The following is a 20,301-nucleotide window of genomic DNA, read 5'->3' as shown; positions in this document are numbered from 1 at the left end:
CGCACACAACGGCCCCTTTCCGGCTATTTTCTGGTTGGCTTCCAGCCGCGCAGCAAAGCTGCATTTGTGACCACAGAGACGGAGCTCATGGCCATTGCCGCTCCCGCTATAATGGGGGACAGCATGCCAAGTGCTGCCAGTGGAATGCCAATGACGTTGTATATGAACGCCCAGAACAGGTTTTGACGGATCTTGCGAAGGGTTGCCTTGGACACATCCAGTGCGTCAGCTATCATGGTCGGGTCAGAACGCATCAATGTGATGCCTGCGGCTTCCATGGCCACGTCGGTACCTGATCCCATTGCAATGCCAAGATCCGCTGCAGCGAGTGCGGGCGCATCGTTTATGCCATCTCCCACCATGGCGACGGTGTGCCCCTGCGCCTTCAATTGATCGACGACAGCGTTTTTGCCCTCTGGCTGTACTCGGGCTCGAACATCATCCACCCCAATTTGACTGGCCACTGCCTGAGCAGCCAGTTCTGCGTCACCGGTAAGCATGACAGTCTTGATGCCGCGTTGCTTTAACTCGGCCAATGCTTCTGCTGCCGTATCGCGCGGGGCGTCTGCGAAACCCAGTACACCAACAATCTTGCCTCCAACGGCCACGCTGACGGCGGTTTGGCCGGCACTTTCATAGGTCTTGATCAAACCCTCAGCCATCAGGCTAGATAAGCCAAGCTGATCCATGAGTGCCTTGTTGCCAATGGCAATTTGCTGACCGGCAAGTTCGGCTGTCAAACCCTGACCGGGAACTGCTTTGACTGCTTGGGCCTTGCCCAGACGGATGTTCTGTTCTTCCGCCGCACGCAGCAAAGCACCCGCGAGCGGGTGTTCACTTTGTTGTTGCAAAGTGGCGGCGATGAACAGCAAGCGTTCGTTGTTGCGATCGAAGGCCTGAATGTTCGCCAAGGTTGGCCGACCGATGGTGAGCGTGCCGGTTTTGTCGAGGACCACCGTATCCACCTTGTAAGCGCGCTCCAAAGCTTCAATATCTCGGATCAAAATGCCAGCCCGTGCTGCAGCCCCCGTACCAGCGACCAGTGCCGTTGGTGTGGCCAAGCCCAACGCACAGGGACAGGCAATTACCAGGACAGCTACTGCCGCGCCAACTGCTGCGTTGATATCGCCATTCAGGTAGATCCAAGCCGCAAATGTGGCCGCCGCAATCAGAACGATTGTTGGCACAAAGATTGACGCCACTTTGTCGACCAGCTTTTGCACTGGTGCTTTGGATGCCTGTGCGCCCTCCACCAGACGAATGATCTGCGCAAGGCGGGTTTCCTCACCAAGTGCAGTTGTTTTGATATAGAGCGCGCCTGAACCGTTAATGGTGCCGCCCGTTACCGTTTCGCCTTCGTGTTTTGAAACGGGAAAACTCTCTCCGGTGAGCATGGACTCGTCAACTGCACTGTCTCCCGCAGTGACCACGCCATCTGTCGCGATCCGTTCTCCGGGCTTCACAAGAATGGTGTCGCCCAGTCGCAACTCCGAGATGTCAACGTCCACCACCGTATCGCCATCCACGCGATGAGCCATATCGGGGCGCATGGCAGCCAATGCACGCACCGCTGCGGTGGTCGAGCGTTTAGCGCGATGCTCAAGATACTTGCCGAACAAAATCAGGGTTAAAATGACGGCGGATGCTTCGAAATACAAATGGCTGCCACTCAGAACGCCGGGTTGCAGCACCTTGTAGAGGCTGTAGCCGAAGGCGGAGGAGGTGCCAAGTGCCACCAAGACATCCATGTTGGCCGAGCCATGGCGCAGCGCATTAAAGGCACCTTTGTAAAAACGAGCGCCCACAAAGACCTGAACAGGCGTTGCCAGCAACAGCTGGACCAGACCCGGTAAATGCCAGTCTCTTCCAGCAATCATGCCAATCATTGGGGCGACAAGCGGGAAGCTTAAAACTGCGGAGACTATGAGAAGATACAGTGTGCGCCGCTCAACGCGTTGGTCTTCAGCTTCGGCGCGCTCTCGCTCCAGACGCGCTTTTCGAATGTCTTCTTCGCGTTGTTTGGCCCCAAATCCGGCTTTTTCCACGATGGCAATCAAAGCTTGAACAGGTGTTTGTTCTTGCGTGTGGATTTCTGCCGTTTCCAATGCCAGGTTCACCGTTGCCTGCTGTACGATGCCTGCCTGATTGAGGGCGCGCTCGACCTTGGAGGCGCATCCAGCGCAGTTCATACCTGAGATTTCAAGGGTGACACTATTTGATGCTGGGGCTTTGTGCGTGGTCATAAGTTCTATCATGAAATGCTGAAATGAAGTGATTTCGCTCTTAGTATTATTAGTTGCTCAAGGTCAAGAACGGAAAGGGGCGTTGCGGTCCTCTGGTCTATAGTGATGCAGAACTGCAATGCCTTCAGGAGGGGAAACAAGTGACAGCCGCAGAATTTTGGGATGGGTTGGCCCCGCGTTATGCGCGGCTGCCAATTCGAGATCCGGAGGCCTATTCGCAAACACTGGATCGTGTACGCAGTTACATGCGGCCAGAACATTGGGTACTGGAATTGGGCTGCGGTACGGGCACAACGGCGTTGCGTTTGGCTGATGCTGCTCATCACATCACCGCCTCTGATTTCTCGGCCAAGATGATCAGCATTGCGCGGCAACGGCAGCAGGAACAAAAAATAGACAATGTTGATTTCGTGCAAGCCGAAGCCTTGGATAGAAAACGTGCTGATGGGCAATTCGATTGCGTGATGGCCTTCAACTTGTTGCATCTGCTGCCAGACGTAGACGCAACATTGACCCATGTTGCTTCACTTTTGAAACCGAATGGGCTTTTCATTTCCAAGACGCCTTGTTTGGGCGATTCCAAGCTCTGGATCAGGTGCCTTGTGCCCCTGATGCAGGCCATTGGCAAAGCACCGCAATTGACCTATCTGCGGACAGCTGCGCTTGAAGAACGGATACGGCACGCGGGTTTCGAGCTGCTTGAAACAGGTGATTACCCCAAAAGTCTTCCAAGCCATCTTGTCGTGGCGCGTAAGCTGTAAAGACCTTGGAAGCGGGAGGGCAGGAGCCCCCGCCCTCCTTGCATGGCTAGGCGACTTCTTCCTCAAGATTATCGCGAGACAGCATATCCATGCTTGGCATCAAGCCGAGGAGTTCCTTGGTGTAGTCAGCTTGCGGGCTTTCAAACAATGCTTCGGTTTCCTGTACTTCCAAAAGTTCGCCGAAACGCATGACGCCCGTGCGGTTGCACATTTGCCTGATAACTGCGAGATCGTGTGAGATGAACAGCATGGTGAGGCCCAATTCATCCTGCAGATCTTTCAAAAGGTTGAGGATTTGTGCCTGAATGGACACGTCCAAGGCTGAAGTAGGCTCGTCACAGATCAGAAAGCGGGGGCGGGTTGCCAAGGCCCGTGCAATGGAGATGCGTTGCCTTTGGCCTCCGGAAAACTCATGCGGATACTTTTTCCCAGCCGCTGATCCAAGACCTACATGATCCAGAAGATCGTCCACAATACGGAAGCATTCGCTATTCGTGGAGGCGAGTTTGTGAAATTTAATTGGCTCCGCCACGATGTCTTTGACCCGCATTCGTGCGTTGAGCGATGAATAAGGATCCTGGAAAATCATCTGCATCTGACGCCGCATGGCTAGTACCTGGCGCCTGTCGTGAAGGCTGGTCAGTTCCTGGCCGGCAAAGGTCACTGTGCCAGCAGATGGGTGATAAAGACCGGTAATGACACGGGCAACCGTGGATTTTCCAGAGCCAGATTCCCCGACAAGCCCAAAGGTTTCACCGGGCTTGATATCAAAACTGACCTTCTTCAGCGCTTGAAAGAACTGCCTGTTTTTCGGAAGCCATGCGTTCCGTGTCATGAACTTCATGTCGATCTGATCGACGGAGAGCAGCGCGCCGTCAACCGGCGTGTAATCCCGCGACTGGCCAAGCCAGTGTGTCGCGATGTCAATTTGTTTGAAGGGTTTGGCAGAGCCTTCGATGTAATCGACCTGTGGGAAGCGATGCACCCTCACATCCGGGCGAGGGACCGCGGCAATCAGGCTTTTGGTATACTCGTGTTGCGGAGATCCCAGAATTTGTTGAGATTCGCCGTACTCCACGAGATTGCCCCGATACATGACGGCCACGTGGTCAGTGATCTCTGCAATTACGCCCATATCATGAGTGATCACCAGCATGGCCACGTTCTTTTCAGCACACAACTTCTTCATGAGGTTGAGAATTTGAGCCTGAATGGACACGTCCAATGCTGTGGTGGGCTCGTCTGCAATAACCACCTCTGGTTCTGCGCATAGGGCAAGTGCAATCACCACGCGCTGGCGCATGCCGCCGGAGAACTGATGTGGGTATTGTTTGACCCGTTCCGCCGGGTTGGGAATGCCAACCTGATCAAGCAGATCAATCGCTCTTTGTTTGGCCTCCCCCTTGGAAATGGGAAGATGTTCCAACATGGTTTCGACCAGTTGGAACTCCACGGTTTGCAAAGGATCCAGGCTGGTCAGGGGATCTTGAAAAATCATGCCAATGCGCTTGCCTCTCAACTCGCGCATGCGTTTGGCCGGAAGGTTGTCTATGCGTTCGCCGTGGACAAAGATCTCCCCGGCACCCAATCGACCGGGATGCTCCAGAAGACCAATCACGGCGTTGCCAACAGTCGACTTGCCTGCGCCGGACTCGCCAACAACACCTAGGATCTTGCCGGGTTCGATGGAGAGGTTGATATCGCGGGCAGCGACAAAGGTGTCTTTGCGACCGGGAAATTCAACGGTGAGGCCGCGGATTTCGAGAATGCTCATCGTAAGGCCTCCTTATCGCAGTTTTGGGTTCAGAGCGTCGCGCATCCAGTCACCCAAGAGGTTGACTGCGAGCACAAGCATGGCCAGCGCCAAGCCAGGAAAAATGGCAATCCACCATTCACCTGAAAACAGAAAGTCGTTGCCGATGCGGATCAAGGTGCCCAGCGAAGGCTGTGTTGCGGGCACGCCGACACCGAGGAACGACAGGGTTGCCTCAGTAATAATGGCCAGCGCAAGATTGATGGTCGCGATCACAAGTACCGGGCCCATCACATTTGGCAGGACATGCCGGAACATGATGATGAAGGACGGGATGCCGATGACACGGGCCGCCTGCACATATTCCTTGTTCTTTTCAACCATCGTGGACCCGCGCACAGTACGTGCGTACTGGACCCAGAACGACAAGCCGATTGAGAATGTCAGGATCCATACGGCCCAGCGTTCGCGGTCCAGATTGCCAAAAACGCCGTTGGCGATCCCGTCGATCAACAGAGCGATGAGGATTGCGGGGAAGGTCAGTTGCACCTCTGCAATGCGCATGATGATGGCATCCGTCCGTCCGCCCACATAACCGGAAACCAGTCCGAGAAATATGCCGAGAACGGCAGCGAAGGCCACGGACAGGAAGCCCACCGCCAACGAAATGCGCATACCGTATAGAATGCCTGAAAGCATATCACGGCCTTGGTCGTCGGTGCCCAACAGGAAACTGGGATCTGAGGCGTCCATGCCGATCGGCGGTACACGAGCATCCAGAATGCTGATCTGTGCCAGATCAAATGGATTATGCGGTGCGATCCATGGTGCCAACAGTGCTGAGATCATGAAGATCGCGGTAACTATAGCCGCGATCACCGTCACCTTGGAGCGAATGAAACTATGAAAGATGTCGCTGTCGATTATCCGCGCAATCCGGCCTTTTTCAGCGACGTCCTCAGGGCGTGTTGTTTGATCAGTCATGGTCAGCTCTACAGTCCGGAACGCTCAGTACGCAAGCGAGGATCGATCACGACATAGAGTATGTCGACGGCGAGGTTGATGGTCACGAAGATGAAGGCCGTGAGCATGAGGTAAGCGGCCATGATCGGTATGTCGACATTCTGAACAGCCTGTAAGAACAATAACCCCATGCCAGGCCATTGAAACACCGTCTCTGTGATAATGGCGAAGGCAATGATGGAGCCCAGTTGAAGGCCGGTAATTGTGATCACCGGTACCATGGTGTTCTTCAGGGCATGAATGAAGTTGATCGAGCGACTGGGCAAGCCTCGTGCGCGAGCAAACTTGATGTAGTCCGTGCGCATGACCTCCAGCATTTCGGCGCGAATGAGGCGCATGATCAATGTCATTTGAAACAAGCCGAGCGTAATCGCGGGTAGAATGAGTGCCTTCAGGCCGCTCACTGTCAGGAACCCGGTCGTCCACCAACCTCCCAAAGCCACCACGTCTCCGCGGCCAAAACTGGGAAGCCATTGCAGATGGACCGAGAAAACAAAGATCAAGAGTATGCCGATGAAGAAGGTTGGCAGGGATACTCCGATCAGTGAGACGGACAAAAATAGCTTGGATATGGCGGAGTGACGGTTCAATCCTGTGTAAACGCCCATGGGAACACCAACAAACAGAGCGAAAAGGGCGGACACAAAGGAGAGTTCCAGCGTTGCTGGCAAGCGTTTGCCAATAAGCTCGGCAACTGGTTGTTTGAACTGGTAAGAGTTGCCGAAGTCAAACTGAAGCGCGCCCATGATGAAGCGCGCGAACTGCACGATGATCGGATCGTTCAAACCAAGGCGTTCTCGCAGGGCCTCGCGCTGTTCAGGGGTGGTTTCAATGCCAACCATCTGGTTGATGGGATCGCCGACGAACCGGAACAGGGTGAAGGAAATCAGGGCCACGACGAACATGACGACCACCGCCATGACGAGGCGTCGAGAGATGAAGCCAAACATGGTATTCCAATGAATTCTTGTGTTTATGGAATGACCCGGCGCCGCGAAGACGCCGGGCTATGGTTTTCTTGCAGGCTTGATCAGTTCTTGACCACGTAGCGGAAGTCGAACTGGTTGTCGGCGCGCTGTTCCAGAGAAACGGAGTCGGCAACACCCCAAGCCAGACCTTGCTGGTGCAGCGGGATGTGAGAAACTTCGTCTGTTGTGATCCGGTAGGCTTCAGTAATCAGAGCATTGCGTTGTTCCGGATCGTTTTCCGAAAGGATCTGCTGTGTCAGCTCGTCCACTTTTTCGTTGCAGTAGCCACCGAGGTTGAAGGGGCCGCCGTTGCCAGCGTCATCACGGCAATTGTGCAGGTTCAAGAGGACATTGTAGCTGTCGAAGGAACCTGGGGTCCAGCCAAGCATGTAGAAGGAGGTATCGTACCCGCCAGATGCAAGAATTTTGGCGAAATACTGTGCCTTGGGCTGTGCGTTGAGGTCCACCTTGATGCCAACGCGAGCAAGGAATGCGGCGACAGCCTGACAGATGGCCTCGTCATTGACGTATCGATCATTCGGGCAGTCCATGCCGACGGAAAAGCCCTCCGGGTATCCCGCCTCAGCCAGCAGCGCCTTGGAGGCCTCAGGATCATATGGGTAACGTTCGAATTCCTCGGCGTTGTCGAAGAGGAACGGTGAGATCATGATGGCCGAAGGCGTGGACAGATCGCGCATGATCTTTGACTTGATGGCTTCAATGTCGATCGCCTGATAAACAGCTTTACGCACGCGTACGTCCTTGAAAGGATTCTTCCCTTTGACGTCAGAGTACAGCAGTTCGTCGCGGCGCTGATCCATGCCGAGGAAGATGGTGCGCAGCTCCGGCCCGGTCAGCGCCGTGGTTCCATCGTTTTCGTTGACACGCTTGATGTCCTGCACTGGAATTGGATAGACCATGTCCATTTCGCCTGACAGCAAGGCAGCAACACGCGTCGCATCGGATCCAATCGGCGTAAATTCCACACGATCCAGATTGTGTTTTGGCTCGTTCCACCAACCGTCGAATTTCTCAAAAACGGTTCGGACGCCTGGCTCATGTGTCGTGATCTTGAATGGCCCTGTGCCATTTGCATAAAGCGATGCGTGGTTTGGACTGGTATCTGAGGCAGAAGTGACGGCAACAGCGTCATTCGCTTCGGTCCATTCCTTGTCCATGATGTACCATGTATTCCACTCATAATGCAGAATGGGGTTAGGGCTGGGCAGAACGAAATCAACCGTATAATCGTCAACGATCTCAACCTTGACGCCCGGCTCGACGCGCGTGGTCAGGTCTGATCCTTCGGACCGGATGCGCTCTGCAGAGAACGCAACATCTTCTGCTGTAAAATCATTTCCATTGTGGAATTTGACGCCCTTGCGCAGGTGAAAGCGCCACCTCGTCGGTTCGATGATCTCCCAGCTCTCCGCGAGGCCCGGTACGATTTGCAGGTCCGGCGTGCGCGCGGTCAGACCTTCATAAACGTTGCCGTGCATGCTGAGCGTGAATGTTTCATTCAAGCTGTACGGGTCGAGCTGGTTGTAAGTGCCTTGAAAAGCAAACTTCAAGGTTTCTGCGGACGCTTGTTGTCCGGTGAAAGCCGCGAGTAGGACCGCAGCTGCTGCAATGCGTTTACGCATGTTCCCCTCATTCCCACGCTGAGCGTGCGTGGTTGTCTTGTATGACGTGTTCATTCAAACGACGCTGGGTTGGCCCCAACCGCCGGCCCGACGTCGAGTAAGTGAGTGTACTTAAGCAAAATCACACGTCTAGAGGGTTTGAGAAACATGTGGGACGCATTTTTAGCAAAACTTGCTGAAAATGTGTGTTTCTGCCTGAATTTTAGTATTTGTTTTCGTGGATTTGGCTCACTCTTGAAGAGTTATCCGGCTTTAGACTTTATGCTGGTGGGTCGAGGCTCGGTTGCGAGCAGTACAGATTGCAGATTTTCTGTTCCATCGAGAATCGTTACGCTAAGTGGGCGCTCCCGTCCGCGCACTGCCAGTTGCTGAGTTCCACCAATGACGGTTTCGCTGAGCCCAAGTTGGCGTAATATGCTGGTCGAGATGATGGCAAAAGCATTATGAGCCTTTGTGGCTGTTTCCAGTCGGCTGGCTACGTTGACTGTGTCGCCGAGCGCGGTCAGGCCCGACTCCAGTATGTTGCCGCCCTCCAAGCCGACCCGGCCGATGATTGCCGGTCCGGCGTGCAGGCCGATGCCGAACCGAAGACCTGTTGCCACCTGACTTTTTAGCTCTTCGTTGATCAGCTTCATTTCCTGCTCAAGTTCAACGATCGCCATCAAGGCATTGCGCAGCGCGGTTGCATGATCCACGTTGATGCCAAACAACGCCATGACACCATCTCCCATCACCTTGTCGACCAATCCGCCATTTTGATTGATCACGCGGGTGACCCCTTTGACGTATCGATTGAGGATGAAAACCACGTCATACGGCAGTCGGTTTTCGGAGAGGCGTGTGAAGCCGCGCAGATCGATGAACATGACGGCGACGGGTTGTTCCACGCCCCACCGATAACGATCCAATGTGCCCGGTTCTGTTGGTTGGGGATGTGCCGAGAGAAGAGGATGGACGCGCATGTTTTTGCGAGGACGCAGCTGACACGCCAGACGGACGCCCTTTCCGGCACCAATGCGTTCCAGAACCCGTGCTTCTGCGGCCGTTGGCGGGTCGGTATCATCGATCCCTTCCATGACAAGAACACGGCAGGTCGAGCATCGTGCGCGTCCGCCGCACACGGATTCAATTGGAACTCGATTTGTTCGGCTGATCTCCAAAAGAGTGGGGCCGGGTACGACACGAGCGCTTTTCCCGTTGGGAAAGTGTATTTGGACACGGCGGCCAGACTGGGAGACTGCGGTCCGGAGCGCGAATGCTAGAACGGTCATGCTCAACAAGCCCGCAAAGCCCAGCATTAGCCAGTTTTCATAGGCGCTGAGAATGGCGGATTGTTCGGCGCTGTATCCCGGCTTTGTCTGATCGGTCACTGTCAGTATGCGGCCAACTTGGGTCCAGCCGGTAGTTGCTGCGATTGGGAGCGCAATTGCCACAACCACCAGGCCCATACGCATATGCTGATACCATGGTTTCAGCCGCAGCCAAAAGTGCAGTCCGATGCAACTGTGTATCCATACCAACAGCATGAGTATGGTTTGTTGTAGAAAGGCGCCGGGCCACATGATCGAGATGACACTGGTGTAGTCGACGGAGGCAGAAAAGGCCCATTCGTTAATGCGGGTTCGGGTGACATGAATGAGTAAAAGAAAGGGGATGGCCAGTCCCAAACCCAATTGGAGGGCTTCCCAAGCCGGCATCTTCCACGTGCGACGACGGGCGGTTTTCCAAAGTGCCATGGCGCTGTGCACAATCAAGGCGCCGTAAAGCAACGCCGTTCCCAACCAGGAATGCCAAACGGCGTACCGCAGATCCTGAACATACAGCATTGCCTGAAACGAGACGTTTCCAATGGCGTGGTTCAGGAAATGGGTAAGAGCGAACACAAACAGAATAAGGCCGGAAATCAGGCGGATCTGCTGGGTTCGCGAGCCATGCAAGGCCTGTCTATCTGACACTTCACTCATAGGCACCTCTCGTCGGCGGAGACCCGTGGCAACATGTGCCTGCATCTGGTCGAGGTCAAATGCCAATTCTGTTTACAGTGTGTTTAAGGCATGGACGGGGTCAAACCGTGTATCCTAGTACAAATGTGAGATATAAAGCCGGAGGTTTTCCGGCAATCGGTGTTCGAGTTTGGGGAGGTGGCTATGATCCTCTACGGGATCCGCAATTGCGATACTGTCAAGAAAGCACGCAAGTTTCTGGATGAAAACGGGCTGTCCTACGACTTCCACGATTACAAGAAGGACGGTGTTGATGAGGTCGTTCTGGATGAATTCATCAAGCAGTTCGGCTGGGAGACCATCCTGAACAAACGGGGCACTACGTGGCGCAAGCAACCGGACGACGTGAAGGCGAAGGTCAGTTCGGGTGAAGCTGCACTGGCATTTTTGTCCAAGGAACCCTCAGCCATCAAACGGCCCTTGGTGGTTGCCGGCGATCTCCGTCTTGTTGGTTTTGAAGTCGACAAGTGGCAAACAGCTGCTGAGAATGGCGAACTGGCCTGAGCTGGGTTAGCGGAACGCTGTCATATCAAACGCGTGCACGTCTTGAAGCAGCTTGATCAGACCGCGGGCACCGTGGTCCAGTGAAGCCCGTCCTTTTTCTGCTGTTGCTACGGCTGCATTTCCCATGACACCGGTTGGATTGAGATCTTCGGTTTTCCAGCCGTACTGGTGGCGTCCGTGGCCTCGCAGATAGGCAAAGGACTTGATGTAGTCCTGTTGTGAGGACGGAAAGTGCTCGGCCTTGTCCATGCGCACGAGGTCCGGCCTCAAGGCCAGCATGATCGAGGTTTCAATGTCGCCGCCGTGTATACCATACTCAAATTCACCTTGATCAAACAGGCCATCTGGTTGGCCGTAACGAAGCCAGCTGGTTTCGACAGCCAACATCGTGTTTTCGAGCCGAAGGGTGCGGGTGACCACATCCATCAAGGGGGCATTGCCGCCATGGGAATTGACGATGACCAGCTTGCGGACACCCGCCCTGTTCACACTTTTGCCAATCTCTATCCAACTCTTGATGGCCGTTTCCCATGACAGAGTTAGTGTGCCGGGAAAAGAGAGGTGCTCGTCTGACTTACCAATGGCTTGAACGGGCAAGAAGGTGATCGGCAGATCATCGGGCAATAATTCGATGGTTCGAGCGATTTGGCCTTCGGCGATACAGGCATCCGTGCTCAAAGGCAAATGAGGACCATGCTGCTCTATGGCGGCAATGGGCAGAACCGCGATCCACTCGCGAGATGCCTCGGAAAAATCCGTGGTCGTCATGTCTTGCCAATATCGGCGCGGCAGACCCTGCATGTCGGTTGTCCCTAATCCCTGTTGGTTGTGCGATGGTCGTCCCCTATGGACTTGTGTTGTGGTAACACCATCAATAGATCAAGAGCAAATACGCGGAAAGGAAAGGCCATGCAAATCAACAGTGAGTCCGTCGTGGCGTCTGCGCCGTCCTTTTCAGCAGGGGCACCCAAGCTTCAACTGGATGGGGTTACAAAGCGCTTTGAAGCGCACGGGACCGTGCTGGAGAACCTGTCGCTACAGGTTGAAGACGGTGAGTTTGTGAGCATTTTGGGGCCATCTGGTTGCGGCAAGTCTACTCTTTTGCGTCTGGTTGCCGGGCTCGAGACGCCAACACACGGACAAGTCCGGTTTGCTGGCGGCGCTGCTTCGGAGGATCTGGGTTTTGTTTTCCAGGAACCAACCTTGCTGCCGTGGGCCACGGTGTTTGGGAATGTGCACTGGCCGTTGAAAATCAAAGGTATCAGCGCTGCAGCGGCACATGATGATGTCATGGCTGCGCTGGAACTGGTCGGCTTGGAGGCGAGTGCGCAAAAATGGCCCTCCGAACTGTCTGGGGGCATGAAGATGCGCGTGTCTATTGCGCGCGCGCTGATCACACGGCCGCGCATTTTGCTCATGGATGAACCCTTCGCGGCTCTTGATGAAATTACCCGTAATCGGCTGAATGACGATCTGTTGTCTCTTTGGGAACGGTTTGGTTGGACGATCCTGTTTGTGACGCATTCTGTTTACGAGAGCGTTTACCTGTCATCCCGCTTGGTGGTGATGGGCCGTCAGCAAGGACAGATCCTGAAGGATTTCTCTATTGAAGCGCCATATCCGCGGGGCAAGGACTTCCGGCTCTCCCCGGAATATAACAGGTTATGCCGGACAGCCGTTGATGCACTGGAGTACGCCAGCTTATAATTTAGCCGGATTAGTTGTTAGGTTTCTAACAAAATCCACAGACCGTCACGGGACAGATAAAAACGCAGGCTAAAACCTTGGGGTGAGCACGGTGTGCGTGCTCCGTAGAGATTCCTTTAACAGCGAGATTTGCGTCGCCATGGGTTTCAATTTCAAAAAGAGCACGACATTCCGGCTGGCACAGGCTGCAAAGGCGCAGCGCTCCCGTTCTGGTGCGCATCTGTCCCGTATCGGTCTGCATCCCGGCCAGGAAGCCGTGCTGAAGGTTCTGGCGGAATCGGATGGGCGCACCATGAGCCAACTGGCGTTGGCGCTGGGCGTTCAGCCTCCTACCGTCACTAAGATGGTCACACGCCTGACATCCCAAGGCCTGGTTGAGCGTCAACTGGCCGAACATGATGGTCGGTTGGCCCGTGTCTACCTGACCGAAGAAGGCCATGAGCGGATCCAGCTTGTGGATCGCGCTTGGAAGCGCCTGGAGCGCGAAGCGCTGGCGGGTATGGACGACAAGGACCGCAAGAAGCTACGTAAGTTATTGCGTGTTATAGAGAAAAATCTCTCCAGCAAGATGTTGGAGGATGACGACGATGAAGAAGCCGAAGAGGCGAGTCCGCAGGGCGATGAAGCCGTGAATGGTGCGGCAGTGGAAACGCAGGTTTAACGTCAGGTTTCAGTGCGATTGTCATTGCACTTTTATGAAGAGGGCGTACCGAACCTCCACGGAGGTTCGACATGTCATCTGTTAAAATAAATAATATATCGAAGAGCTTTGGTTCCCATACTGCTCTTAGTGAATTGGACCTGACCATTCATGAAGGCGAATTCCTGTGCGTTCTCGGTCCGTCAGGCTGTGGCAAGACAACACTTTTGCGGTTAATTGCCGGGCTTGAGCGTGTTGACGATGGGGATATTCGCATTGACGATGAAATCGTCTCATCTGCTGTAAGCCACATCACGCCAGAAGAGCGCAATGTAGGCATGGTGTTTCAGTCCTACGCTCTTTGGCCGCACATGTCTGCCAAGGAAAATGCCGAGTTTCCGCTCAAGGTCGCCAGGAAAAGCGCAGACGAGCGTGAAGCAGTGGTGCGGCAGGCGATGGATGCGGTGCAACTGACACCAATGGCCAACAGGCGCCCCAGCGAGCTGTCCGGTGGGCAGCAACAGCGCGTGGCCTTGGCCCGTTGTTTGACGCAAGCACCCAGCATCGTGTTGATGGACGAGCCATTGGCCAATCTGGACATGCACTTGCGTGAGGAAATGCTGCGCGAGTTTTCCAGGTTTCACAAAACAACAGGCTCCACGATCATGTACATTACCCATGATCAGGCGGAAGCCATGTCCATTGCAGATCGGATTGCAGTATTGCTGGATGGTAAATTGCAGCAGCTTTGCCGTCCTGAAGAACTGTATAATCGGCCGGTAAACGAATCCGTCGCTCGATTCATTGGCGCCGGTGCGGTTTTGAAAGCCGCTGCCATGAGCGCTGAGACGGTTGCATTTGGAGAGGATGTCATTCCAGTCACGCCAAATCAGTCTCTATCAATTGGCGATGCGGCTGTCATCGTTATTCGCCCGGAAGACGTGACCCTTGGCACGGGCCCGTTCACGGGCCGCGTGAGTGAGGTGACCTACTTGGGCGGGCGTTTTCGTGTTCAGATTGAAATCACCCATGAAACCAAACAAGTGGAACTGACAGCCTATAGCGCAGAGCGGATCAAGGACGGCGCGCAAGTTGCCTTTGATATAGGTCGTGTCTGGGCCATTCGCAGTTAATACTTCAGGCATCGTCAAGCAAGACCAGCAGGTCGGTGGGCTCAACGTGTTTACCGGCCTGTGCCAACAACGTGGTCAATTGTCCGCGGTGGTGGGTCTGATGGTTGAAAAAATGTTGCAAGAGATCCGAAAAGCCCTTGGTTTTGGGCTCTCCGGACATGTTTTTATAGGACAGCACCTGATTAAGATCGAATTGGGTGATCTGTGCAGCCAGATTCAAGATCGTGGTGTCCAGTTTGACACGGGCGGCCCAAAGCTCTGGCAATCGTTCGTGGACGATTTCATCCAGCCGTGTCGGTGAAGGCTGGTCATTCAGGCCCGACAGTGTGGTGAATTGACTTGGATGCCGGCTGAAGCGTTTCAGCCAGATAATATCGGCCACGTAGAGGTGGTTGAGTGTGCCAAGTATGGATTGGAAATATGCGCCCCGATCCTTTGTGACTTCTTCAATGGGCAACGACTGTGCGGCTGCATAAATCTTTTGGTTCATCCACTGATTGTACCGCGCCATCGAAACCAGATCATGGGGTGTTGGCATGAGGGGCTCCTCCCGTTCCTGTTCAGTGTGAACTATGGCACGAGAGGAGATGGCGATCAGTTACCCTTACGGATGACTAGCGTCCGTGTGGGGTGGGCTGGTCGTCCGTCCAAGGCAAAACCCCTCGGGGCAAAATGCCATTCAGTGCTTGTGCGCCAAGCATGATGGCGAAGATGACCAGTACCGTGATAACCGCCAGTGCACTGGAAAGAACGGTGTATCCACCGTCATCCAGGTTGAACACCAGCACGCCGAGTGTTTCGTTTCCTGCAGACCACAGGAGAGCGGACACGGTCAGCTCATTCAGTGCGGTCATGAAAACGAGAATACCACCAGCAGCAGCTACTGGCCCCAGAAGCGGTGCCGCGATCCTGAAAAGGCGGTCAAAGAAGGAAGCGCCGACAATTCGGGCCGCTTCATCCAGTTTGGGATCCAGCTGTTCATAGCCTGCGATCACAGGTTTGATGGCCAGCGCCAGGAAACGGGCCAGGTAAGCCACCAGAATGATGCCCATTGTGCCATAAAGACTGATGCCAAGGACCGGAAGAGGCTGCAGGAACACGAGGATCATCGCGATGGACAGCACCACCCCTGGGAGCGCGTAGGGCATTTCCGAAAGATGCGCGGCGATGCGTGCAATGCGGTTTTTTTGCCAGACCATGAAAAAACCAAGGGGAATGGCAATGAGCCCGAGGGCCACGGCGCTGACCAAGGCCAACCCACCTGAATTCATGAAAGCCCGCAAGGTTGCGCTTTGCCGGAACAAGACTTCCTGAAAGTTTTCGAGGCTGGCTGTGGTTGATGTGAGGCCGACGCCGTATGCTGGCACCAAAGCCGTTGCGACAAGAGCAGACAGCGGCAAAACCAGGATCATCACGATAATAAGCCAGAGTGCTGCTTCGACGATTGGTCGCAAGCCTTTCAGCGGAATGAACAGCGGAGCGCCCGGCTTCGACATTAGCCGCGATTCAATGCGGCTTTTGATGTAGTTTTGCAGCAGAACCGCAGCCAACCCTATGACCCCCACCAAAATGGCGAGAATGGCCACATCTGAGATGATGGACGGGCCGAATGAAGTCAGGCGCCGATAAATCAAGGTGGGCAGGACGTAATAACTCTCTGGAATTCCAAGCATGGCTGGAATGCCGAAATTGCCGAGGGCGGATACAAAGGTGAGGCCTGCGGCGGCCACCAGCGAAGGGGTAAGGAGTGGCACAATGATCTGGGCGGCAATTCGGCCCGCACCGGCACCTGCCATTCTGGCTGCTTCAATCAGCTCCCTAGGTATCTGCCGGAACGCGGCGCGCAGCAAGAGGAACGCAAGTGGCGCATGCTGAATGCCGAGCAACAGGATGATGCCCTGAACCGAGTAGACCGGATTGGTTGATCCGGGTGGTGGCGCGATGCCCAAGGTGTTCAGGAGAGCTGACGAGGGGCCGAATACCTGGATCCACGAGAGTGCCGTCACCTGAGGTGGGATCATCATGGGCAGCATGAAGCAGAACACCAGCGGTAGCTTCAGGCGCACGTCGGTTAGCGCGACAAGAAAAGCGAAAAGCCCGCCCAGCAAAACGGCGAATACCATGCCAAAGAAACTGGTTTCCAAGGAATGGACTGTTGCACGCCATGTTGAGCGAGACTCGAGCGCGCGTTGAACAGGGCTGATATCAAAGGCCCCATCCGTAAACACGGCCTCGCTCGCCAGACGGAGCAAAGGCCACCCGGCAACGAGCGCCACGGCTAGCACGATTACCCAAAGCGTGAGGGCTTCTGGTGCCTTGCGCCATACTGCGCTTGTGCCAAAAGGCAGAACGCGCCGGGATGTTTCTCCCGGCGCGGTGCCTGCATTCACAAGATTGAGTGACAAGTTTATTCCCCGAAGATTTCGATAAACTTCATCTTGTCCTGTTCAGCGGTTTCCAGCGCTTCACCGGCATCAAACGCCATCAGCTTGATGTTGTCGCGGGATGGGAAGCCGGCCGGTGCATCGACACCAGGGTGAGCAGGCAAGTACCCCTGATCAGCAGCCAGCTTCTGACCTTCTTCAGAGAGAAGGAAAGCAACGAACTTCTTGGCAGCTTCCGGGTTGTTTGCGGTAGACAGCATAGCTACCGGCTCGGTCACGGCAGAAACGCCTTCTTCCGGGAAGACAAACTCGACTGGTGAGCCTTTTGCTTTTTCGCGGATTGGCAGGAAGTCAACGACCGCGCCAGCCATTTTCTCGCCGCCAGCAACTGCCTTGAAGGTGCCGCCGTTGCCGCCCTGCGGCTTCACGTCATTTGCCGCCAGTGCTTCGTAGTAGTCCCAGCCCAATGCGTCGTTCTGGGTCAGTGCTTCCATGTGGATGGTGGCAGCACCGGATGTCAGCGGAGATGGCATGGCTACCAGACCCTTGAGTTCCGGCTTTGCCAGATCCTTCCATGAGGTTGGCTTGATGTCAGAATTGGTGTTGTAGACGATGCCGGTCGTGATCAGCTTCGTGGAGAAGTAATTGTGCTCGGCGTCATAAAGAGCCGGATCGTAGGCCTCAAGCTCCAGACCTTCGACAGGGGCGAGGCGACCTTCGCGCTTCAAGCCTTCCATTGTGACGATGTCGGCGATCAAGAGAACGTCTGGCTTCGGGTTGCCTGCAGCGAACTCGGCGCGCAGCTTTGCCATGATCTTGGTTGTGCCGTCACGTACCCAGTCTACCTTGATGTCAGGATGCGCCGCCATGAAAGCGTCTACAGTCTGCTGGGCATCTGCGTTCGGCTGGCTGGTATAGACGACAAGCGTTTCTTCAGCTTGGGCCGGCGCAATCAGCGCGGAAGCAATACCAAGGGCCATAACAAGTTTACGAAGTGACATGGTCATACCTTATCTTTTCTCAAATGGGAGTGCGATGGCGTTGGGCTCTCGCTCTGCGTGTGTACCTACTGCGCGGATGTTACGGCCATGCGACGATTTCATTACATCCATATGACGAACTAATTGAATTGTTTTGTCTTTTCGAGCGTCTCACTTTTAGGAGATATATCATGATGCGATCACTTGCGGCGCATTCGTTTCGCGCTTTGGATCCCGCTCAAAAGTGCCAACGTTCTGAATGGATCGCACTTGCGGGTTTGTGTAGCGCTGACGACAACTGAACTCTAAGCCGTTGATGGCAAATGAGCTTGTACCTACCTGGGACGTTAGGTGGTTTACGCGTTTTTCATGGGAAACACCGTTGGGTTAGGTACTCCCGCGCGTTGAGTTATGACATTTACATGTCTAATCTGTGGGCATCCGGGGTTTGCTGCGGTAATCTATCGTAGGAACAAGTTGTTTGCTTTCGTTAGGTGGCATGCTAGGAAGCCGAGGCATTGCCAGCTTGGAGAAACAGAACGTGCGTGCACCAGGTAAGCGCCTTCGTTTGGGAGACCTTGCGGAAAAATTGGGTATCTCGACAGCGACTGTCTCGCTGGCCCTTCGGGATTCGCCCTTGGTCGCAAAGGAAACCCGGCAAAGGGTGAAGGATTACGCCACTGAGGTGGGCTATATCTATAATCGGTCTGCCGCCTCGTTGCGCACGTCTCAGTCTGACATGATTGGCGTGGCGGTTCACGATATCCTCAATCCGTATTTTGCGGAGGTGTTTCGGGGTCTCGAAGAGGTTCTGGCCGAACAGAACAAGACGATCCTGATTTGTAATCACCGGGATATCCTGAAGCGTCAAAACCAATTCATCGATACACTCCTGCAGCATCGTGTTGACGGACTGATCCTGTGTCCATCAGTTGGAACGGATCCTGATCGGATTAACCAGATTGCCGAGCAAGGCGTTGCAATTACTCTGGTTTGCCGGGATTTGCCCGGTGTCCAGACGCCATGTGTACGTGGAGACGACTATCGTGGCAGCTACATGATGACCCAACATCTGATTGAGCAGGGGCATCGGCATATTGCCATGATCGGAGGTCGCCGGCAGAGTTCTTCGGGGCGCGACCGCAACAACGGTTGGCGCGCAGCCTTGCGGGACGCCGGCATTGACCCGGACAAGCAGCTCGATATTCCGGAGCTTATGACCCAAAAAGATGGTCAGGCAGCGGTGCCACAGATTCTGGCGGCCAATCCGCGACCAACGGCAGTTGCCTGCTTCAATGATCTTGTTGCGCTGGGCGTTCTTACTGCTGTTCGGCGAGCCGGAGTGGAGCCGGGGCCGGAGCTTGCCATTACAGGCTATGATGACATTGAAGGTGTGCAAAACCGAACGCCTTCTCTGACTACGGTGGCGAACGGGGCTGAGGTCATCGGCCGTGAGGCGGCTTACATCATGCTCAAGCAAATCAATGGCGAACCGGTTCCAAGCGGCATCAAGCTGATCCGGCCGGAGCTGCGGATACGGGAGAGCGCCCCACCGGTCGGTACGCGCCTTTCGCCTGTGGTCGAGGTGTGAACAGCCCTTTGAAAGGCTGTGCATCATGACATTGGCATCACAAATCTACACTTTGTTAAGGTGAATCGCTTATTATTCCAGCAGTAAAGCTGAGTGGAGTAGAAGTTGTGGATCGTCGTGCGTTGATGCAGGAAGAGCGTAAGGATCTGAAGATGTTTGGCTTCTTTACCTTGGCCATGACTTGTGTGGTTTTGTTGGCGGGTTGATCCGAGGGTGTGTCGTGACATTTGGGTGACAGGTAAGATCTGTTGGTCCCGGGTGCACAAGTTAATCGCCATATCTACATAAAATCACTAATAATTTGCCATAATTAATCCTCGTTTTCCTGTAATTTGCTGCGTAAAGCTTCGTGATATTGGGGTTGCTTGCTGGGATGGTCTTGGCGCGACCTCTTGGTTAATCTAGATTTAACCATAAGTAGCGGAGTATCTACCTTAATTGCGTAGTTTCGGGGATGTACTACCATGATCGGGCGAACTCCATATCGGTCCACGCTGGCCGCAGTTGCACTGACGCTGGCTTTAGGTGTTGGCAGTGCGCATGCTGATATAATCGGCAAGAAGCCTTTCGGGGTATGGCGGGTAAGCGATGCCCTGTCTTCAGCGGCCTGTGTCGTCGAACTCAAGCACCAAACCGCCAAGTCGGGCGATGGATATGCATTCGATGCGTGGGGGTGTGAGGCCTTGCATGCCGGCTTCGATGGCATTTCCGCGTGGCAGTGGAGTTATGACACCGGTCTATTGCTTGTAAATGAGAGCGGCAACACCGTTGCTCAGTTTGATCTGGCGGAGCTTGATGGACTTACATCAGTCGTACCCGCCTCACATTTCATGGTGATGCGCCCTGAAGGGGACGCGAGATTAGCTGACCTTATCAAGAAGGCGGTGACGGTAACGGCACAGCGATAAACGACAGGCCGCAGAGAAAAACGCGGTGGTATTGCCGGAGAGACTTGGCTAGGCTTGTGG

General features: G+C 54.6%; 17 protein-coding genes. 7 read left to right on the top strand and 10 right to left on the bottom strand.

Annotated features, from left to right (window positions below; genetic code table 11):
• Nucleotides 1–23: 23 nt before the first annotated feature.
• Nucleotides 24–2,243, bottom strand: a complete 2,220-nt coding sequence (locus tag G512_RS0107775) for a heavy metal translocating P-type ATPase (protein ID WP_028481232.1) — start codon at nt 2,241–2,243, stop codon at nt 24–26.
• A gap of 140 nt (nt 2,244–2,383) precedes the next feature.
• Here G512_RS0107775 and G512_RS0107770 point away from each other — a divergent pair, with 140 nt between their 5' ends.
• Complete coding sequence (locus G512_RS0107770; protein ID WP_028481231.1) at nt 2,384–3,004, top strand: class I SAM-dependent methyltransferase; 621 nt, start codon at nt 2,384–2,386, stop codon at nt 3,002–3,004.
• Between the two features lie 46 nt (nt 3,005–3,050).
• Here the strand turns inward: G512_RS0107770 and G512_RS0107765 are convergent, their stop codons facing one another.
• The 5 genes from G512_RS0107765 to G512_RS20360 form a co-directional block, all read right to left on the bottom strand.
• Nucleotides 3,051–4,778, bottom strand: a complete 1,728-nt coding sequence (locus G512_RS0107765; RefSeq protein ID WP_028481230.1) for a dipeptide ABC transporter ATP-binding protein — start codon at nt 4,776–4,778, stop codon at nt 3,051–3,053.
• 12 nt (nt 4,779–4,790) lie between these two features.
• Nucleotides 4,791–5,741, bottom strand: coding sequence for an ABC transporter permease (locus G512_RS0107760; protein WP_028481229.1), 951 nt, complete (start codon nt 5,739–5,741; stop codon nt 4,791–4,793).
• 8 nt (nt 5,742–5,749) lie between these two features.
• The gene (locus G512_RS0107755; protein WP_028481228.1) at nt 5,750–6,730 is read right to left on the bottom strand and encodes an ABC transporter permease; all 981 of its coding nucleotides are present in this window, start codon (nt 6,728–6,730) and stop codon (nt 5,750–5,752) included.
• Nucleotides 6,731–6,810: 80 nt separating this feature from the next.
• A complete protein-coding gene (locus tag G512_RS0107750; protein ID WP_028481227.1) occupies nt 6,811–8,391 on the bottom strand; it encodes an ABC transporter substrate-binding protein in 1,581 nt (526 codons plus the stop codon).
• 242 nt (nt 8,392–8,633) lie between these two features.
• A complete protein-coding gene (locus tag G512_RS20360) occupies nt 8,634–10,355 on the bottom strand; it encodes an adenylate/guanylate cyclase domain-containing protein (RefSeq protein ID WP_073833160.1) in 1,722 nt (573 codons plus the stop codon).
• Between the two features lie 183 nt (nt 10,356–10,538).
• Here G512_RS20360 and G512_RS0107740 point away from each other — a divergent pair, with 183 nt between their 5' ends.
• Entirely contained in the window at nt 10,539–10,898 is a 360-nt protein-coding gene (locus tag G512_RS0107740) for an ArsC family reductase (protein WP_028481226.1), read from the top strand.
• 6 nt (nt 10,899–10,904) lie between these two features.
• On the opposite strand, the gene G512_RS0107735 is transcribed toward G512_RS0107740, so the two are convergent.
• Entirely contained in the window at nt 10,905–11,699 is a 795-nt protein-coding gene (locus tag G512_RS0107735) for a creatininase family protein (protein ID WP_028481225.1), read from the bottom strand.
• 108 nt (nt 11,700–11,807) lie between these two features.
• Between G512_RS0107735 and G512_RS20355 the strand changes: the two genes are divergently transcribed.
• The 3 genes from G512_RS20355 to G512_RS20350 all read left to right on the top strand — a co-directional run bounded on the left by G512_RS20355 (nt 11,808) and on the right by G512_RS20350 (nt 14,378).
• The gene (locus G512_RS20355; protein WP_051269086.1) at nt 11,808–12,605 is read left to right on the top strand and encodes an ABC transporter ATP-binding protein; all 798 of its coding nucleotides are present in this window, start codon (nt 11,808–11,810) and stop codon (nt 12,603–12,605) included.
• Between the two features lie 139 nt (nt 12,606–12,744).
• Nucleotides 12,745–13,266, top strand: a complete 522-nt coding sequence (locus G512_RS0107725; RefSeq protein ID WP_028481224.1) for a MarR family winged helix-turn-helix transcriptional regulator — start codon at nt 12,745–12,747, stop codon at nt 13,264–13,266.
• 71 nt (nt 13,267–13,337) lie between these two features.
• Complete coding sequence (locus G512_RS20350) at nt 13,338–14,378, top strand: ABC transporter ATP-binding protein (protein ID WP_073833163.1); 1,041 nt, start codon at nt 13,338–13,340, stop codon at nt 14,376–14,378.
• A 4-nt stretch (nt 14,379–14,382) separates the two neighbouring features.
• On the opposite strand, the gene G512_RS0107715 is transcribed toward G512_RS20350, so the two are convergent.
• From G512_RS0107715 to G512_RS0107705, 3 genes are all read right to left on the bottom strand, one after another.
• Nucleotides 14,383–14,916 (bottom strand): DinB family protein, encoded by a 534-nt coding sequence (locus tag G512_RS0107715; RefSeq protein ID WP_028481223.1) that lies wholly within the window; start codon nt 14,914–14,916, stop codon nt 14,383–14,385.
• Between the two features lie 76 nt (nt 14,917–14,992).
• Nucleotides 14,993–16,783, bottom strand: a complete 1,791-nt coding sequence (locus G512_RS0107710) for an ABC transporter permease (RefSeq protein WP_228130489.1) — start codon at nt 16,781–16,783, stop codon at nt 14,993–14,995.
• Nucleotides 16,784–16,785: 2 nt separating this feature from the next.
• On the bottom strand, nt 16,786–17,763 hold the full coding sequence (locus tag G512_RS0107705) for an ABC transporter substrate-binding protein (protein ID WP_143181386.1): 978 nt from the start codon (nt 17,761–17,763) through the stop codon (nt 16,786–16,788).
• Nucleotides 17,764–18,283: 520 nt separating this feature from the next.
• Between G512_RS0107705 and G512_RS0107700 the strand changes: the two genes are divergently transcribed.
• Both G512_RS0107700 and G512_RS0107690 read left to right on the top strand, forming a co-directional pair.
• Nucleotides 18,284–19,333 carry a LacI family DNA-binding transcriptional regulator gene (locus G512_RS0107700; RefSeq protein WP_036489063.1) on the top strand — a complete coding sequence of 350 codons (1,050 nt, stop codon included), beginning with the start codon at nt 18,284–18,286 and terminating at the stop codon, nt 19,331–19,333.
• A gap of 464 nt (nt 19,334–19,797) precedes the next feature.
• Complete coding sequence (locus G512_RS0107690; protein WP_028481219.1) at nt 19,798–20,241, top strand: AprI/Inh family metalloprotease inhibitor; 444 nt, start codon at nt 19,798–19,800, stop codon at nt 20,239–20,241.
• Nucleotides 20,242–20,301 lie beyond the last annotated feature (60 nt).

The sequence above is a fragment of the Pseudovibrio exalbescens DSM 16456 genome (genome assembly GCF_000422785.1).
GTDB lineage: Bacteria > Pseudomonadota > Alphaproteobacteria > Rhizobiales > Stappiaceae > Pseudovibrio > Pseudovibrio exalbescens.
The sequence above is the reverse complement of the archived record's forward strand: the minus strand, read 5'-3'. Positions and strand labels throughout refer to the sequence as shown.

Excerpts from the sequence above, each read along its gene's own strand:
- G512_RS0107775 (WP_028481232.1), bottom strand. The coding sequence starts at position 2,243 with ATGACCACGCACAAAGCCCCAGCATCAAATAGTGTCACCCTTGAAATC.
- G512_RS0107765 (WP_028481230.1), bottom strand. The coding sequence starts at position 4,778 with ATGAGCATTCTCGAAATCCGCGGCCTCACCGTTGAATTTCCCGGTCGC.
- G512_RS0107760 (WP_028481229.1), bottom strand. The coding sequence starts at position 5,741 with ATGACTGATCAAACAACACGCCCTGAGGACGTCGCTGAAAAAGGCCGG.
- G512_RS0107755 (WP_028481228.1), bottom strand. The coding sequence starts at position 6,730 with ATGTTTGGCTTCATCTCTCGACGCCTCGTCATGGCGGTGGTCGTCATG.
- G512_RS0107750 (WP_028481227.1), bottom strand. The coding sequence starts at position 8,391 with ATGCGTAAACGCATTGCAGCAGCTGCGGTCCTACTCGCGGCTTTCACC.
- G512_RS20360 (WP_073833160.1), bottom strand. The coding sequence starts at position 10,355 with ATGAGTGAAGTGTCAGATAGACAGGCCTTGCATGGCTCGCGAACCCAG.
- G512_RS0107740 (WP_028481226.1), top strand. The coding sequence starts at position 10,539 with ATGATCCTCTACGGGATCCGCAATTGCGATACTGTCAAGAAAGCACGC.
- G512_RS0107735 (WP_028481225.1), bottom strand. The coding sequence starts at position 11,699 with ATGCAGGGTCTGCCGCGCCGATATTGGCAAGACATGACGACCACGGAT.
- G512_RS20355 (WP_051269086.1), top strand. The coding sequence starts at position 11,808 with ATGCAAATCAACAGTGAGTCCGTCGTGGCGTCTGCGCCGTCCTTTTCA.
- G512_RS0107725 (WP_028481224.1), top strand. The coding sequence starts at position 12,745 with ATGGGTTTCAATTTCAAAAAGAGCACGACATTCCGGCTGGCACAGGCT.
- G512_RS20350 (WP_073833163.1), top strand. The coding sequence starts at position 13,338 with ATGTCATCTGTTAAAATAAATAATATATCGAAGAGCTTTGGTTCCCAT.
- G512_RS0107715 (WP_028481223.1), bottom strand. The coding sequence starts at position 14,916 with ATGCCAACACCCCATGATCTGGTTTCGATGGCGCGGTACAATCAGTGG.
- G512_RS0107705 (WP_143181386.1), bottom strand. The coding sequence starts at position 17,763 with ATGTCACTTCGTAAACTTGTTATGGCCCTTGGTATTGCTTCCGCGCTG.
- G512_RS0107690 (WP_028481219.1), top strand. The coding sequence starts at position 19,798 with ATGATCGGGCGAACTCCATATCGGTCCACGCTGGCCGCAGTTGCACTG.